The sequence below is a fragment of the Nocardia amikacinitolerans NBRC 108937 genome (assembly GCF_001612615.1).
In the GTDB taxonomy this organism is placed as follows: Bacteria; Actinomycetota; Actinomycetes; order Mycobacteriales; family Mycobacteriaceae; genus Nocardia; species Nocardia amikacinitolerans.
This window is the reverse complement of the sequence record NZ_BDAU01000009.1, coordinates 60907-76063: the sequence shown is the minus strand read 5'-3', so window position 1 is coordinate 76063 and position 15157 is coordinate 60907. Positions and strand designations below refer to the sequence as shown.

At 70.3% G+C, this 15157-nt stretch carries 13 protein-coding genes and 2 pseudogenes; 7 read left to right on the top strand and 8 right to left on the bottom strand.

Annotated elements, in window-relative coordinates; genetic code table 11:
* Positions 1-3: 3 nt before the first annotated feature.
* A complete protein-coding gene (gene fakA, locus NAM01S_RS08450) occupies positions 4-1851 on the bottom strand; it encodes a DAK2 domain-containing protein (protein ID WP_067781980.1) in 1848 nt (615 codons plus the stop codon).
* Between the two features lie 277 nt (positions 1852-2128).
* Here fakA and rpmB point away from each other — a divergent pair, with 277 nt between their 5' ends.
* From rpmB to NAM01S_RS08440, 3 genes and pseudogenes are all read left to right on the top strand, one after another.
* Complete coding sequence (gene rpmB / locus NAM01S_RS08445) at positions 2129-2320, top strand: 50S ribosomal protein L28 (RefSeq protein WP_039799620.1); 192 nt, start codon at positions 2129-2131, stop codon at positions 2318-2320.
* A gap of 109 nt (positions 2321-2429) precedes the next feature.
* Positions 2430-2882 (top strand): annotated as a pseudogene (locus NAM01S_RS33825) (GNAT family N-acetyltransferase); the annotation flags it as partial.
* Positions 2883-2993: 111 nt separating this feature from the next.
* Complete coding sequence (locus NAM01S_RS08440) at positions 2994-3782, top strand: enoyl-CoA hydratase/isomerase family protein (RefSeq protein ID WP_067782662.1); 789 nt, start codon at positions 2994-2996, stop codon at positions 3780-3782.
* A gap of 1 nt (position 3783) precedes the next feature.
* On the opposite strand, the gene NAM01S_RS08435 is transcribed toward NAM01S_RS08440, so the two are convergent.
* From NAM01S_RS08435 to NAM01S_RS08420, 4 genes are all read right to left on the bottom strand, one after another.
* Positions 3784-4665, bottom strand: a complete 882-nt coding sequence (locus NAM01S_RS08435) for an alpha/beta fold hydrolase (RefSeq protein WP_067781978.1) — start codon at positions 4663-4665, stop codon at positions 3784-3786.
* Positions 4666-4723: 58 nt separating this feature from the next.
* Positions 4724-4978 (bottom strand): hypothetical protein, encoded by a 255-nt coding sequence (locus tag NAM01S_RS08430; protein WP_067781970.1) that lies wholly within the window; start codon positions 4976-4978, stop codon positions 4724-4726.
* Between the two features lie 76 nt (positions 4979-5054).
* On the bottom strand, positions 5055-5738 hold the full coding sequence (locus NAM01S_RS08425; protein WP_067781967.1) for a uracil-DNA glycosylase: 684 nt from the start codon (positions 5736-5738) through the stop codon (positions 5055-5057).
* 11 nt (positions 5739-5749) lie between these two features.
* Complete coding sequence (locus tag NAM01S_RS08420; protein ID WP_067781963.1) at positions 5750-6718, bottom strand: thiamine-phosphate kinase; 969 nt, start codon at positions 6716-6718, stop codon at positions 5750-5752.
* Between the two features lie 630 nt (positions 6719-7348).
* Between NAM01S_RS08420 and NAM01S_RS37205 the strand changes: the two are divergent.
* Positions 7349-7909, top strand: a pseudogene (locus NAM01S_RS37205) (DUF3515 domain-containing protein); the annotation flags it as partial.
* 225 nt (positions 7910-8134) lie between these two features.
* Here the strand turns inward: NAM01S_RS37205 and NAM01S_RS08410 are convergent.
* Together NAM01S_RS08410 and NAM01S_RS08405 are read right to left on the bottom strand one after the other, a co-directional pair.
* Positions 8135-9226 carry a D-alanine--D-alanine ligase family protein gene (locus NAM01S_RS08410; protein WP_067781962.1) on the bottom strand — a complete coding sequence of 364 codons (1092 nt, stop codon included), beginning with the start codon at positions 9224-9226 and terminating at the stop codon, positions 8135-8137.
* 87 nt (positions 9227-9313) lie between these two features.
* The gene (locus NAM01S_RS08405; protein WP_067781961.1) at positions 9314-10324 is read right to left on the bottom strand and encodes an NAD(P)H-dependent glycerol-3-phosphate dehydrogenase; all 1011 of its coding nucleotides are present in this window, start codon (positions 10322-10324) and stop codon (positions 9314-9316) included.
* Between the two features lie 31 nt (positions 10325-10355).
* Here NAM01S_RS08405 and cofC point away from each other — a divergent pair, with 31 nt between their 5' ends.
* The 3 genes from cofC (at position 10356) to NAM01S_RS08390 (ending at position 14250) form a co-directional block, all read left to right on the top strand.
* Entirely contained in the window at positions 10356-11039 is a 684-nt protein-coding gene (gene cofC, locus NAM01S_RS08400) for a 2-phospho-L-lactate guanylyltransferase (protein ID WP_067781959.1), read from the top strand.
* Positions 11040-11110: 71 nt separating this feature from the next.
* Positions 11111-13285, top strand: coding sequence for an RNA degradosome polyphosphate kinase (locus tag NAM01S_RS08395; RefSeq protein ID WP_067781956.1), 2175 nt, complete (start codon positions 11111-11113; stop codon positions 13283-13285).
* A gap of 20 nt (positions 13286-13305) precedes the next feature.
* Positions 13306-14250 carry an NUDIX hydrolase gene (locus NAM01S_RS08390; RefSeq protein ID WP_067781953.1) on the top strand — a complete coding sequence of 315 codons (945 nt, stop codon included), beginning with the start codon at positions 13306-13308 and terminating at the stop codon, positions 14248-14250.
* Between the two features lie 120 nt (positions 14251-14370).
* Here NAM01S_RS08390 and NAM01S_RS08385 read toward each other — a convergent pair whose 3' ends face one another.
* Positions 14371-15018, bottom strand: a complete 648-nt coding sequence (locus tag NAM01S_RS08385; RefSeq protein WP_067781950.1) for an HU family DNA-binding protein — start codon at positions 15016-15018, stop codon at positions 14371-14373.
* Positions 15019-15157 lie beyond the last annotated feature (139 nt).

The window sequence follows — 15157 nt, the reverse complement described above, 5'->3', positions numbered from 1 at the left end:
CCCTCATTCCACCCCGATCTGCGCCAGATCCCCTTGCTGGCCACCGGAATACACCGTGACCTCGACGCCGGGAAAGCCTTGTGTGATGTGCGCGCTCAACTCCTCGGCCAGCCCGGCGGGTGCGTCCGCGCCCATCAGCAGGGTGACCAATTCGCCGCCGAGGCCGAGCATCCGGTCCAGCAGCGTCAGCGCCGCGCCGCGCACATCGCGGTCGATCACCACCACGTCGTGGCCGACCAACCCGAGTCCGTCGCCCGGTTCGCAGGTGCCGACCATGGTCAGCGCCCGCTCGGTTGCCGCGCGCAGCGAACCCCACCGCGTGGCCGCGGCCGCCTCCGACATCGCGAACGCGTCGTCGACGGCGATCCGGCCGCGATCGTGCACGGCCAGCGCCGCCAGGCCTTGGACCATAGAACCGCTCGGCAACAGCAGCACGTCGCGGTGCACGTCGCGCGCGGCGACACCGACGGCCACCAGTTCGTGCGCGGGCAGCGCGCCGTTCGGAAGCACTAGTACCTCGCGGTGCGGCATCCTGCGAATCGCGGTGAGCAGCGCGTCCGAGGTCACGGGGTGCGCATCGAGCACCTGCGCGCCGGCCGCCTCGAACAGCGCCGCGGCGCACGACCCTGCCGCGACGGCGAGCACACCGCGATCGGCGGGGCCACGGTCGGCATGGCTCTCGCCGCTCCGGGACCGATCAGCGCCTGTCCGATCGAAATGACTCTCACCGGTCCAGGCCCGGTCGGCACGCGTCCGATCGGCGTGGTTCTCATCGGACCGGGACCGATCGGCGCAGGCTCGATCGGCGTCGTTCTCGTGGGACCTATCGGCGTGACCTCGATCGGCGTGATTCCCATCGGAGCGCGGCGGTTCGAGATGATCGCGGCCGATCGGTGCCGTGATGGCGAAGCTCTCGATGCGAATGTCGCGCACGACGCCCGCCGCGAGCCCCGCCTCCACCGCCGCGCCCGCGTCGGCGCAGTGCACGTGGGCGGACCAATTTCCGCTGCCGTCGCCCACCACCACGACGGAATCGCCGAGTTCGGCAAGGCGCTCGCGCAGCCGGGTGACACGCGGCAGATCGGTATCGGCGAGTAGGTACATGACCTCGAAGTGCGCGCCGTCGAACTCCACGACGTCGTCGGAAGCGTCTGCCACCGCGGCGAATTCACCCGGCAGGTAGTCGGGTCTGGTCGGAGTCTCGCCGAGGGTGACGGCCACCAGCGCGTCGAGCAACACAACCAACCCGCGCGCGCCCGCGTCCACCACACCGGCCGCCCGCAGCACACCGAGCTGGGACGGGGTGTCGCCGAGCGCCTTGGCCGCACCGTCGGCGGCCGCGACGGCCACCTCGGCGAGCGTGTCCTCGGGGCAGTTCGCCGCGCACTCGGCAGCGCACTCCAGCACGGTGAGCAGGGTGCCTTCCACCGGATCGCTCAGCGATTCGCGGACCAGCTCGGCGGCGCGGCGCAGGGCGGAACGCAAGGTCTCGGCGGTGAGCGGCCCGTCCGTCGTCGCTTCGGCGATGCCGCGCAGCACCTGCGAGAGGAGAATGCCGCTGTTCCCGCGCGCGCCCGCGGTGGCGCCGCGTGCCAGGGCGGCGGCGACCCGATTCGCGCTCGTGTCGTCCGGCGCGGCGTCGGCCGCTCGGACCGCCGCGCGCATGGTGGCCAGCAAGTTGGTGCCGGTGTCGGCGTCGGCGATCGGGAAGACATTGAGCGCGTTGATCTCCGCGCGCCGCTCTTCGAGACCGTCCAGACAGAGGCGGCTCCAGTCCCGCAGCGCCGCGCCGTCGATCTCCTCCCGCTGCCCCGGCACCGTCACCTCGCTCCCTTCGCACCGCCCGCACATCACCGCCGTCCGCCAGGTTAGCTGGCGATACCGACAGCGGCCGCGTGACACCGAATCGGTATGCTGTGGGGGTGTTCGACGGTCGGGACGGCCCGTCCGACCGGGTCCCGGTTTGGCGGATCGGCACGGCATTGGCTACCCTTGCTGGGTTGCTCGTGCGGCCTGAAGCTGGCCTGCGCTGGTCGACGTCAGTCGACAGGGCACATCACGACATTGTTTCCGGACATGCCGCATCATTGTGCGGCGGTCCCCACATGACATGAAGGAGTTCGCGACTATGGCTGCCGTCTGCGACGTCTGCGCCAAGGGCCCCGGCTTCGGGAAGTCGGTCTCGCACTCGCACCGGCGCACCAACCGTCGCTGGAACCCGAACATCCAGACCGTGCGCGCGCAGGTTGCCCCGGGCAACACCCGCCGCATGAACGTGTGCACCTCCTGCCTGAAGGCGGGCAAGGTGGCTCGCGGCTGATTCGGCCGCCGGTCGATCAGCACCAAGACAAACGCCCCGGCGCCCGACAAGGGTGTTCCGGGGCGTCGTCGTCGGTAGGTGTTCCACTCCAGCGATCCGGAGGCCGCGCATGGCCGAGGTGAACAGCCGAGCGTGGCGGATCACGCCGCTCGCCGCCGAACACGTCCGCGGCCTGGCCGAATGCCATATCGCCTGCTGGCGTGAGGCCTACCGCGGTCTGGTCCCGGATCACGTCCTCGACGCCTTCGACGTGGACCGACGGGCCGAGGCCTTCGAGCGCGTCCGCATCGCGCATCCCGACCGCACGCACGTGGCCGTCGTCGAGAGCCTCGTCGTCGGTTTCGCCCATGCGGGCCCGCCCCGCGACCGGGCGCTCGTCGCGCCGCTCGAACTGGACGCCCTGTACGTGCGCGCCGACTGGTACGGGACCGGGCTGGCGAGCGAGTTGCTCGACACCGCCGTCGCCCCTGGTCTGCCGTGCTCGCTGTGGGTGTTCGAGGAGAACCCGCGCGCGCAGGCCTTCTACCGCAAGCACGGTTTCGTGCTGGAAGGGGCGCGCAAGGTCGAGGACTTCACCATCGCCATGCAGGTGCGGATGGTGCGCGCCGCCGAACCAGCGGGTAGCGGAAACGAGAATTCAAGCCGGGCCCGAGCGAACGATAGGGTTCCCCTCATGACCTCCACCGCGCAGACCGAGTACGTCACGACCACCGACGGCGTCCTCCAGATCACGATCGCCACCGCCGCCAACGGCACCTCGATGGATTTCGCCGGGATCAACGCGGGCACCGCGGCGCTGACCGACCTCGCCCCGGAGATCGGCGCGGTCGTCCTCACCGGATCGGGCGCGAACTTCTGCGCTGGCGGCAACGTGCGCGGCTTCGCCGCCGCCGAGGACCGCGGCGCCCACATCCACGGCCTCGCGACGGATCTGCACGCGTTCGTGCGCGCGCTGGACGAGACCCGCGTTCCGGTGCTCGCCGCCGTGCACGGCTGGGCGGCAGGCGCGGGCATGAGCCTGGTCTGCGCCGCCGACATCGCGCTCGGCGGCCCGTCCACCAAGCTGCGTCCCGCCTATCCCGGCATCGGCCTGAGCCCCGACGGCGGCATGTCCTGGACGCTGCCGCGCATCGTCGGCGCGGGGCGCGCCGCCGAGATCCTGCTCACCGACGCCGTCCTGGACGCCGACGAGGCCGTGCGGCTCGGCATCCTCAGCCGCCTGGTGGCCGACGACGACGTGCGCGCCGAGACGCTCGCGCTCGCACAGGAACTGGCGCGCGGGCCGCGCTCCACCTATGCCGCCATCAAATCGCTTATGGCACAGTCGGATTCGACGTCGCTGAGCGAACAGCTGGATCTGGAGCGCGATTTCATCGCCGCGGCGGCGAACAGCCGCACGGGACGCGAAGGCGTCGACGCGTTCGTCGCCAAGCGCAAGCCCGACTACCGCGACCAGGCCTGACCTACTTCAGGTTCTCCACCACGAACTTCGCGACCGCGTCGGTGAACGAGTCGTTGTCGTCACCGGCCGCGGTGTGCGCGGCACCGCCGATCTCGACGATCTCGGCGTGCGGCACCAGCGCCTGGAACGCCGCGGCACCCTCGGCGCTCACCACGTCGGACTGCATGCCGCGCACCAGCAGCACCGGAATCCGCAGGGCCCTGGCCGCCGCCTCCATCGGCTCGATCATCGCGCTCGGATCCTCGACGCGGTCGCGCAGCATGTCCGGATCCCAGTGCCAATACCAGCGGCCGTCACGCTGGCGCAGATTGCGCCGCAGACCATCGGTGTTCTCCGGCCGCGGCCGGTGCGGCAGGTACTCGGCGACCGCGTCGGCCACCTGATCGAGGGTGTCGAAGCCGTCGCGGTGCTTGCTGAGGAAGTCGATGACCCTGGCGACGCCCTCGGGCTCTGGCCGGGTCACGATGTCGACGAGCACCAAGGCACGGATCGATGCGCCGCCCGGCGACGCCGTGGTCAGCAGGCCGGTGATGCCGCCCATGCTGGCGCCGACCACGACCGCACCCCCGCCAGGTGCGCTCGCGGCGTCCAGCTGTTCCAGTACGAGGGTCAGGTCCGCGACCATCGTCTCGCGTGTGTAGTCGCGGTCCGGCGACCACTGGCTGTCGCCGTGGCCGCGCGCGTCCAGGGTGATCACTCGCATCCCGGCCGCGGCCAGCTTGGCGCCGGTCTGCTTCCACGAGTGCCTGGTCTGTCCGCCGCCGTGCAGAAAGACGACGAGCGGGCCGTCGACCGGGCCGAATTGGTCGGCAGCCAGCTCGAGCCCACCCGAACCGCGCAACCGCAGCCGAGTGGGCTCGAGGAGATTGTTCGCATTACTCACGATCTGAGCATCGCACAGGGCGGGTACGCCTCGTCGTGAGCCTCTGGTAACGCGGGGCTCAGCAGTCCAGGCGCATGGCGCTGAAGGTGCGCTGGAACAGGCACGCGACCTTCGCGTTCACCGAGGCGGAGATGGTGGAGGAGCCGGTCGAGGTGAACTCCTCGGCCACCGGTGCGGTCTCGCTGGTCGCCGTGGCGGGCTCCAGCGGAAGCGGCGCGGCGGTCGCCGCCGACGTCGCGCCCGCGATGGCGGCGGCCATGGCCAGCGTGGCGGTGGTGCCGCGCAAGGCGCCGCGAACGGTGTTGTGCTGCATTGCAGTGCTCCTCATCTGGTGTTTGTGCGGTGGTGCTGGTGGTGCGGGTTCCCGGCGGGCCGGGCGGAGAAGGGGATCAGGGCAGGCGCCAGTCGACGGGTTCGGCGCCCAGTTCGTCGAGCAGCTCGTTGACCCGCGAGAACGGACGCGAGCCGAAGAAGCCGCGGGACGCGGACAGCGGGGAGGGGTGCGCGGACTCGATGTAGGGCACCTCGGCCTCGCCCAGCAGCGGCTTCAGCGTCGAGGCGTCGCGGCCCCAGAGGATAGCCACCAGCGGCTCGTCCCGCGCGACGAGCGCGCGAATGGCCTGCTCGGTGACCGCCTCCCAGCCCTTGCCGCGGTGCGAGGCCGGCTTGCCCGGCGAGACGGTGAGCACGCGGTTGAGCAGCAGCACGCCCTGGTCCGACCACGGGCTCAGATCGCCGCAGGAGGGCGTCGGGTGGCCGAGGTCCTTGTGCAGTTCGGCGAAGATGTTGGCGAGGCTGCGCGGAACCGGCGAAACGTCCGGCGCCACAGAGAAACTCAGGCCCATGGGATGACCGGGCGTCGGGTACGGATCCTGACCGACGATCAGTACGCGGACCTTGTCGAACGGTCGCTGGAAGGCGCGTAGCACGTTCTCACCCGCGGGGAGGTAGCCGCGGCCCTCGGCGTTCTCGACCCGGAGGAACTCGCCCATCTCCCTGATCCGGTCCGCGACCGGTTCCAAGGCCTGTGCCCAGCCCGGATCCATGATTTCCGACAATGGTTTCGCGCCCATGACCGCACAACCTATCGTGGGTCGGGGCCGGACGCAGAGTCCGCCCCACGGAACGATTCCCAACCGTTGCCGCCCTCGTGCCGCGCGCCGTCCACGGTGACCCCCGACCCGGCCGTCACCCGGCCGATCACGCGCCAGCCTTCCGGCAGCTCAGCGCCACTCGGCCAGGTTCCTGCGAAGGCGTGATCCTCGCCCCCGGCCAGAATCCATTGCGCCGCATCGGCATCCAGTCGGCGGGCCAGCGCGTCGAGGGCGGGGTCGCGCAGCGCGGCCGCGTCGAGATCGATCCCGACGCCGGAGGTTTCGGCGATGTGGCCGAGATCGGCGAGCAGTCCGTCGGAGACGTCGGTGAGCGAGTGCCCCGCCCGCCAGGACGATCCGAGCACCGCCTCGTACGGTGGTTGCGGGACCCGATGGGCCGCAAGGGCTTCGGCGAACTCCTCGGCGTCGGCGGACGCGGTGAGCGCGGCCAGCCCCGCGGCCGACCAACCCAGCCGACCCGCCACCGCCACCGTGTCACCCACTCGCGCACCGGCTCTGGTGACCGGCGCCTTGCCGCGCAGATCGCCGAACGCGGTGACCGAGACGACCAGTTCTGGGCTGCGCACCAGGTCGCCGCCCGCGATCGAGCCGCCCGCGCGCGCCGCCTCCGCCCACATGCCGTCGGCCAGTTCGTCGACGACGTCGACGGGCGTGTCCGCGGGGCAGCCGAGCGCCACCACGAACGCCGTCGGCGCCGCGCCCATGGCGACCACGTCGGCGGCGTTCTGCGCGATCGCCTTGCGGCCGATCTCGCGCGGGCTCGACCAGTCGCACCGGAAGTGCCGACCCTCGACCAGCATGTCGGTGGTCACCACGAAGCGGCCGTCGGGCGCGGCGACCAGCGCCGCGTCGTCGCCGGGACCGAGCAGCACGGCGGGCGCCTGCACCCTGCGGGCGTTGATGCGCTCGATCAGCGCGAACTCGCCCAGCTCACGCACCGTCCGAGGCGCCGCGCTCTCGCTGATGACCGGTCCCTTCCCGAGGTAGTGCCAGCTGGAATCGGCTCGACGGTACCCTGTGCAGGGCAATCGAGACCACCGAGCCGGTCCGCGGCGCCCGCCGCGACGCAGCCCGCGCGACCCGCGCCGACCGGCTCCAGCGAGCGCGAAGAGGAAGGACCGGTACGCATGGCGGCGGACTCGTCGGACAGCGACTCGGCGCAGGGGCGAGAACCCGCCGAGGGTCGGAAGCCGACCGACCTCGGCAAGGGCGATGCCGGGAAGGCAGCGCCGGGGCCCGCCGAGAAAGCCGGCGCCACCGAGCAGCCCGGCGCGACCGACGAGGCCCGGGCCGCCGGGGAATCGCGCGCCGACCACGAGCCAGAGGTCACCGGCAAGTCCAAGACGCCCGGCGCGGGCGAGTCCCAAGCCGCCGCGCGGCCCCGCGCCACCAACCAGCGCGAGACCACCGAGACGCCCGACGCCGACGCGACCCCGGCCACCGAGCAGGCCCGCCCCGACAGCAAGTCCGAGAGCACCGACGCCGACGCGACCCCGGAGGCCAGCGGCGAGGCGGATGCCACCACCGACGCGCAGCCCGACGCCGACGAAAAGCCAAGCGCCACCTCGGAGTCCGAGACCGAAAGTGCCGAATCCCGCCCGTATCCCCCGGCATTGATCGCGACCGCCGTCGCCCTGCCGGTGGTTCTGGTCGTCGCCGTCTTGGTCGCCGCCGTACTCGCCCGCCGCATGCCCGTGGAACGCGAACCGCTGGTGCTCGGACCGGTGCCCGCACCCGCCGCTACCGGTGAGGCCTGCACCAAGCTGCTGCCCGCGTTGCCAGCCGACCTCGGCGAGTTCACCAAGTCCACGCTGGTCGAACCCGCTCCCCCCGCCACCCGCGCCTGGCAGCGCCCGGACGGCGGGGACGCCATCGTGCTGCGCTGCGGCTTGGACCGGCCGCTCGAATTCCACCGCGCCTCACCGCTCCAGATCGTCAACGACGTGCAGTGGTTCGAAGCGCGCGACGACGCTGCCAAGGCCAGCACCTGGTTCGCCGTCGACCGCGAGACCTACATCGCGCTGACGGTGCCGGACGGTTCCGGACCCACCCCGCTGCAAGAGGTCTCCGACACCATCACCGCCAACCTGCCCGCCAAGCCGCTCGACCCGGGCCCGCTGCCCAACTGACCACGGCCGCCGGTCCACGAATTCCTACTGTCACCAGCAGGTTTCGCCCCGGACGTGCGCGTCCCGAGCCCGGCCGGTCAGGAGACAACTCTCGACTGAAGGTGACCATCACCCGCCAGAATCGACCAAAGGCCACCTTCGGTCGATTCACGACGGCGGACGCACCCCGACCGAAGGGACATTCGGTCCATCCGACGGGCTGGCGGACGCCTTCGGTCCAGCCGCTCAGCGCAGGCCGGTCCCCCGAGCCAGCGCGGTTTCGATCAACGTCGAGACCAGCGCGCCGTACTCCACGCCGGTCGCCTCCCACATGCGGGGATACATGGAGATCGAGGTGAACCCCGGCATCGTGTTGATCTCGTTGATCACCGGCCCCTGCTCGGTGACGAAGAAATCCACCCGCGCGAGGCCCTGGCAGTCGAGCGCGCGGAAGGCGCGGACCGCCAGTTCCCTGATCTGCTCGGCCACCTCGTCGTCCAGCTTCGCAGGAACGTCGAACTCGCAGACGTCGTCGAGGTATTTGGTGTCGAAGTCGTAGAACTCCGGCGCGTCGTCGTCGGGCATCCGGATCTCGGCGATCACGCTGGCCTCGATCCGACCGTCCGGGAATTCCAGCACGCCGCATTCGACCTCGCGCCCGACGATGCCCGACTCCACGATCACCTTCGGATCGTGCTCGCGCGCCGTCGCGATGGCGGTGTTTAGCTCGCTCCAGTCGTCCACCTTCGTGATGCCGAGCGAGGAACCGGCGCGCGCGGGCTTGACGAACACCGGAAGGCCGAGCCGCTCCCGCTCGTCGGCGGACAACGTCGCGACGCCGGGGCGCAGCACCACCTGCGTGCCGATCGGCAGGCCGTCGGCCGCGAGCAGCTTCTTGGTGAACTCCTTATCCATGCCCGCCGCGCTGGCCAGCACGCCGGGGCCCACGTACGGGATGCCCGCGAGCTCGAGCATGCCCTGCAGGGTGCCGTCCTCGCCGAACGGGCCGTGCAGGATCGGGAAGACCACGTCGACCGAGCCGAGGGCGGCGGCGGGATCGTCCAGGGCGACCAGCGACCCCGCGCGCTGCGGGTCCGCGGTCAGCGTCAGAGCGGTGCCGGAGGCGTCGACGGAAGGCAGCTCGTCGTCCGTGCGACGCAGCGCGGCCACCTCGGCCCCGCCGAGCACCCAGGCGCCCTCGGTGGTGATGCCGATCGGGACGGCCTCGTACTTCTCCGGATCCAGGTTGCGCAGCACGCTGCCGGCCGACAGACACGAGACGGCGTGCTCATTGCTGCGCCCGCCGAACACCACAGCCACCCTGATCCGGTTCGTCATGCACCGAACCGTACCCGCACCGGGCACCGCCGCGAGCGCGGACCGGGCCGCCGCGCGGTGGTGATAGCGACCGCTACCCTGCGACGATCACTCCGGCTTGACCCGCCGCCCGAGCAGATTGCCGACGGCTTCGCGCACCGAGAGGCCCTCGTGGCACACCTGGTGCACCGCGTTGGTGAGCGGCATTTCCACGTTGTGCGCGGCGGCGAGCGCGCGCACCGATGTGCACGATTTCACACCCTCGGCGACCTGCCCCTGGGTGGCCTCCTGTGCCGCCTCCATCGAGCCGCCCGCGCCGAGCACGTGCCCGAAGGACCGGTTGCGCGACAGCGGCGAGGTGCAGGTGGCCACCAGGTCGCCGACGCCGGCCAGTCCCGCGAGCGTCACCGGTTCGGCACCGAGCGCGACGCCGAGCCGGATGATCTCGGCGAGGCCGCGGGTGATCAGGCTGGCGATGGAGTTGTCGCCGAGACCCATGCCGGAGGCGATGCCGCAGGCCAGCGCGATGACGTTCTTGCAGGCGCCGCCGATCTCGCAGCCGATCACGTCGGTGTTGGTGTACGGCCGGAAGTAGCCGGTGTAGCTGGCCTGCTGGACGGCCTCGGCGCGCGCGGCGTCGGAGCAGGCGATCACGGTGGCGGCGGGCTGACCCGCGGCGATCTCCTTGGCCAGGTTCGGTCCGGACAGCACCGCGATGCGGCTGGGCTCGGTGCCGGTCACCTCGGCGATGACCTGGCTCATCCGCAGCAGCGTTCCGGTCTCGATGCCCTTGGCCAGGCTCAGCAGCGTCGCGTCGTGTTCGGTGATCGCGGTGTGCAGCGCGGGTTTCCACGTCTCGAGATTCGCGCGCAGGGATTGAGAAGGCACCGCGAGCACCACGAGCTCCGCGCCCTCGAGCGCCCGTTCCGGATCGTTGGTTGCGGCAACGGCGGGCAGCTGCACGTCGGGCAGATAGAAGGGGTTGCGGTGCTCGGTGGCGAGCGCCTCGGCCACCTCGGCGCGCCGCGCCCAGATCGTGACCTCGGTTCCGGCGTCTGCCAACACCTTCGCGAACGCCGTCCCCCACGATCCCGCACCAAGTACTGCCGCCCTCGTCATCTGCCCAATATGCCATGGAAGGATTGGGGCCATGCGCCCGCACGCCGTGCACGCCGTGATCGCGGTCAAGAGCCTCGATCTGGCCAAGAGCCGACTGGCCGAGCGGCTGCGCCCGGAGCACCGGGCGCGGCTCGTGCTCGCCATGCTCGCCGACACCGTGTCGGCCGCCGCGGCGGTCCCGCAGGTGCGTTCGGTCACCGTCGTCACCCCGGATCCCGCGGTCGCCGAGCTGGCGGACGGGCTCGGCGCGCACGTCCATCCGGAGCCCCGCATCACCGACTCCGACGGTTTGAACACCGCGCTGTCGGACGCCGCCGCCGCGTTGCGCCGTCGCCACGGTGCGGTCGAACTGCTGGCGCTGCAAGCCGATCTGCCCGCGCTGCGCACCGAGGAACTCGCCGACATGCTGACGGTCGCGCCCGTCGGACGGCGTGCGGTGGTCGTCGATCACGCGGGGACCGGCACGGCCGCCCTCGTTGTCCGCGACGGCGTCGCGCCGCTTGATCCTCGGTTCGGCGCCGACTCCGCGCGGCGGCACATCGCGGCGGGTGCAGCCGATCTCACCGGCCACTGGCCAGGGCTGCGCCTCGATGTCGACACCGCCGCGGATCTCGACTTGGCCGTCGAACTCGGCGCGGGCGCCGCCACCCGCGCTGTCCTGCGCGACATCGGCTGGTCCTGCCGTGTTCACGAACCTGTTCGCCGCGTGTGCTAGCCGGTCGCCGATAAGGCGTGATCCGCCCGGCAATCCCGATGTCGACCTGCACACCGCGCGGTTCGTAGGGGATGATCGGTGACGTGAGCGATACGGAAACCGTCAAGCAACAGCAGCTGCTTCCCACGCCTCCGCCCGCCGTGACTCCGCTGCGGGCCGAGCAGGCGACGCAGCAGTTGCCACGCGATCGCTACTTGAACAGGGAGCTGAGCTGGCTCGACTTCAACGCCAGGGTGCTCGCGCTCGCCGAGGACGCTTCGCTGCCGTTGCTCGAACGCGCGAAATTCCTGGCGATCTTCGCCTCCAACCTCGACGAGTTCTACATGGTCCGGGTCGCCGGGCTGAAGCGTCGCGCCGAGACCGGGTTGTCGGTGCGCTCGGCCGACGGTCGCTCGCCGAGCGAGCAATTGGAACTGATCGCGGTCCGCACGCAGGAGATCGCGGACCGGCACGCGCGGGCCTTCCTTGATTCGGTGCTGCCCGCGCTCACCGCGGAGGGCATCGCCATCATCGAGTGGCGCGACCTCAACGACGATGAGCGCCAGCGTCTTTCGGCCTACTTCCAGGATCAGGTCTTCCCGGTGCTCACCCCGCTCGCGGTGGATCCGGCGCATCCGTTCCCCTACATCAGCGGGCTGAGCCTCAACCTCGCCGTGACGGTGAAGGACTCCGCCACCGGCGGCGAACACTTCGCCAGGGTCAAGGTCCCCGACAACGTGGACCGCTTCGTGCGAGTCCGGCGCAACTCGTCGGGCAACCCGGTGGCCGCCTTCCTTCCGATGGAATCGCTCATCGCCGCGCACCTGGATCTGCTCTTCCCCGGCATGGACGTGGTGGAGCACCATTCCTTCCGCATCACCCGCAACGCCGATTTCGAGGTCGACGAGGACCGCGACGAGGACCTGCTGCAGGCGCTCGAACGCGAACTGGCCCGCCGCCGCTTCGGTTCACCGGTGCGGCTCGAGGTCTCCGACGACATGACCGAGCACATGCTCGATCTGCTGTTGCGCGAGCTCGACGTCGATCCCGGCGACGTGATCCAGGTGCCCGGCCTGCTCGACCTGTCCTGCCTGTGGCAGGTGTACGGCGTGGACCGGCCGAACCTGAAGGACGCGCCGTACGTTCCGGCCACCCCGCCCGCGTTCGGCGAGCGCGAGACTCCGCGCAACGTATTCCAGGCGCTGCGCGAGGGCGACGTGCTGGTGCACCACCCGTACGACTCGTTCTCCACCAGCGTGCAGCGCTTCATCGAGCAGGCCGCGGCCGACCCGCAGGTGCTCGCGATCAAGCAGACCCTCTACCGCACCTCCGGCGACTCCCCCATCGTCAACGCGCTCATCGACGCGGCCGAGGCGGGCAAGCAGGTGGTCGCGCTGGTGGAGATCAAGGCCCGCTTCGACGAGCAGGCCAACATCAAATGGGCACGGGCGCTGGAGCAGGCGGGCGTGCACGTGGTCTACGGCCTCATCGGTCTGAAGACGCACTGCAAGACGTGTCTGGTGGTGCGGCGCGAGGGTTCGACCATCCGCCGCTACTGCCACATCGGCACCGGCAACTACAACCCGAAGACGGCCCGACTATACGAGGACGTCGGATTACTAACGGCGGCACCGGAAATCGGTGCCGACCTGACAGATCTGTTCAACTCGCTGACCGGCTACTCCCGAAAAGCCAACTACCGCAACCTGCTTGTCGCACCGCAGGGCGTGCGCGCGGGCATCATCGATCGCATCCAGCGCGAGACCGAGCTGGCGCTGCAGGGCGCCGAGGCGCGAATCCGGTTGAAGGCCAACGCGATCGTGGACGAGCAGGTGATCGACGCGCTGTACCGCGCCTCGCAAGCCGGCGTACCGGTGCAGATCGTGGTGCGCGGCATCTGCGGGCTGCGCCCCGGCGTGCCTGGCATGAGCGACAACATCGAGGTGCGCTCCATCCTCGGCCGCTTCCTCGAGCATTCGCGGATCATGCACTTCCAGGCCCAGGACGAGTACTGGATCGGCAGCGCGGACATGATGCACCGCAACCTGGACCGCCGGGTCGAGGTGATGGCCCAGGTGAAGGATCCGAAGCTGTGCGAGCAGTTGGGCGGCGTCTTCGACTCGGCCCTGTATCCGACCACCCGCTGCTGGGTACTCCAAGCGGATGGCAGCTGGCATGCCGCACCGGCCCGCACCGGCGAGGACGGTGAGCAGGTCCGCGACCACCAAGAATTCCTGATGCGACTGCGGAGACCGGAACAGCAGTGAAAGCGACGACGGGATACGAGATGGACGGGGGACCGTTCTGGGATCCCCGAGTGACGGCCAATATTCACGCAGCGGGGGCCGTGCTCTGGCGCCGCGCCCCCGGTGCGCCCGGCGGTGTGGAGATCGCGGTCGTGCACCGGCCCAAGTACCAGGACTGGTCCCTGCCCAAAGGCAAGATCGATCCGGGTGAGACCCCGCTGCTCGCCGCCGTGCGCGAGGTGCGCGAGGAGACCGGCCTGGACTCCCGCCTCGGCCGGTACCTCGGGCACGTCACCTACCCCATTCCCGGGCACCGCAAGCTCAAACGCGTCGATTATTGGGCCGCGGAAGTGGCCGGCGGCGAATTCACCGCCAATACCGAAGTGGATGTGCTGACCTGGCATCCGCTGGATCGGGTGATGGACGAGCTGTCCTATCCGATGGATCGGCAGGTCGTGCGGGCCTTCAGCCGACTGCCCGCCACCACCGAGACCTTGTTGCTCGTACGGCACGCGAAGGCAGGCCACCGTAGCCGTTTCGACGGTCCGGACGACGAACGGCCGCTGGAGCGGGCCGGGCGCGACCAAGCGCAGGCGTTGGTGCCGCATCTGCTGGCTTTCGGCGCGAGCGAGATCTATTCGGCCGATCCGCTGCGCTGCGTGCAAACGGTGCAGCCGCTGGCGGAGAAACTCGGCGCGGAGATCCATCTGGAGCCGCTGCTGTCCGAAACCGGTTATACGGCAGCGCGGGACGCGGCTCGCGAACGCGCCGTCGAGCTGGAGCCGCGCGGCGCGGTGCGAGTTGTGTGCAGCCAGGGCAAGGTGATTCCCGATCTGCTGACCTGGTGGGCGGGCCGGTCCGGGCTCACCCTGCCACCGGCGCGCAATCGCAAGGGCAGCGTCTGGGTGCTGTCCTTCGCGGACGGCAGGATGGTGGCCGCCGACCACCTCGACCGGTCGCTGTCGACAGGCTTGGTGAAGCCGTAGGGCGGGGGTTTCCGGCCCCCGAAAACCGGACGCGGACAGACCGAAACGGCCCCGGGATCAACACCGGGGCCGTTTCCGGTCCGTATGGGTGGGGTAGTCGGCCGGGCCGCCGACTACGCCTCAGCGCGCGCGGCGGGCCGGAGCCTTCTTGGCCGCGGTCTTCTTGGCCGGAGCCTTCTTGGCCGCCGTGGTCTTCTTCGCGGCGGTGGCCTTGGTGGCCGTCTTCTTGGCCGCGGTCTTCTTGGCCGCGGTGGCCTTGGTGGCCGTCTTCTTGGCTGCGGGCGCCTTCTTCGCGGCGGTCTTCCTGGCGGTGGTCTTCGCCGGAGCCTTTGCCGCGGCCTTCTTGGCCGTCGTCTTGGCAGGCGCCTTGGTGGCGGTCGCCTTCTTGGCGGCGGCCTTCTTCGCCGCCGTCTTCTTGGCGGCGGCCTTCTTCGCCGCCACAGGGGCATTCACGCCACGCTTGACCGCAGGACCGGTCGCCGCGAGCTTCTGCTTGCCCGCGATGACCGCCTTGAATTGGGCGCCGGGACGGAACGCGGGCACCGAAGTCGGCTTCACCTTGACGGTTTCGCCGGTGCGCGGGTTCCGAGCCACACGGGCGGCACGCTTACGCTGTTCGAACACACCGAATCCGGTGATCGTGACGCTCTGGCCTTTGTGCACCGCTCGCACGATGGTGTCCACAACATGCTCGACTGCCGCGGTAGCCGTGCGCCTGTCCGTACCCAACTTTTCGGTCAGAACGTCGATCAGTTCCGCCTTGTTCATTGAATCCTCCGCAGACTAATGGCCCGTCGTCGGACCGACTAGGTACCACGGTAAACCCACTTTGGGCAAGAGTCTATGTGCCACGCCAAAATTCATGGTGGTTTAGCACACGTCTAGCTACCCGTACGCCATGACGTCC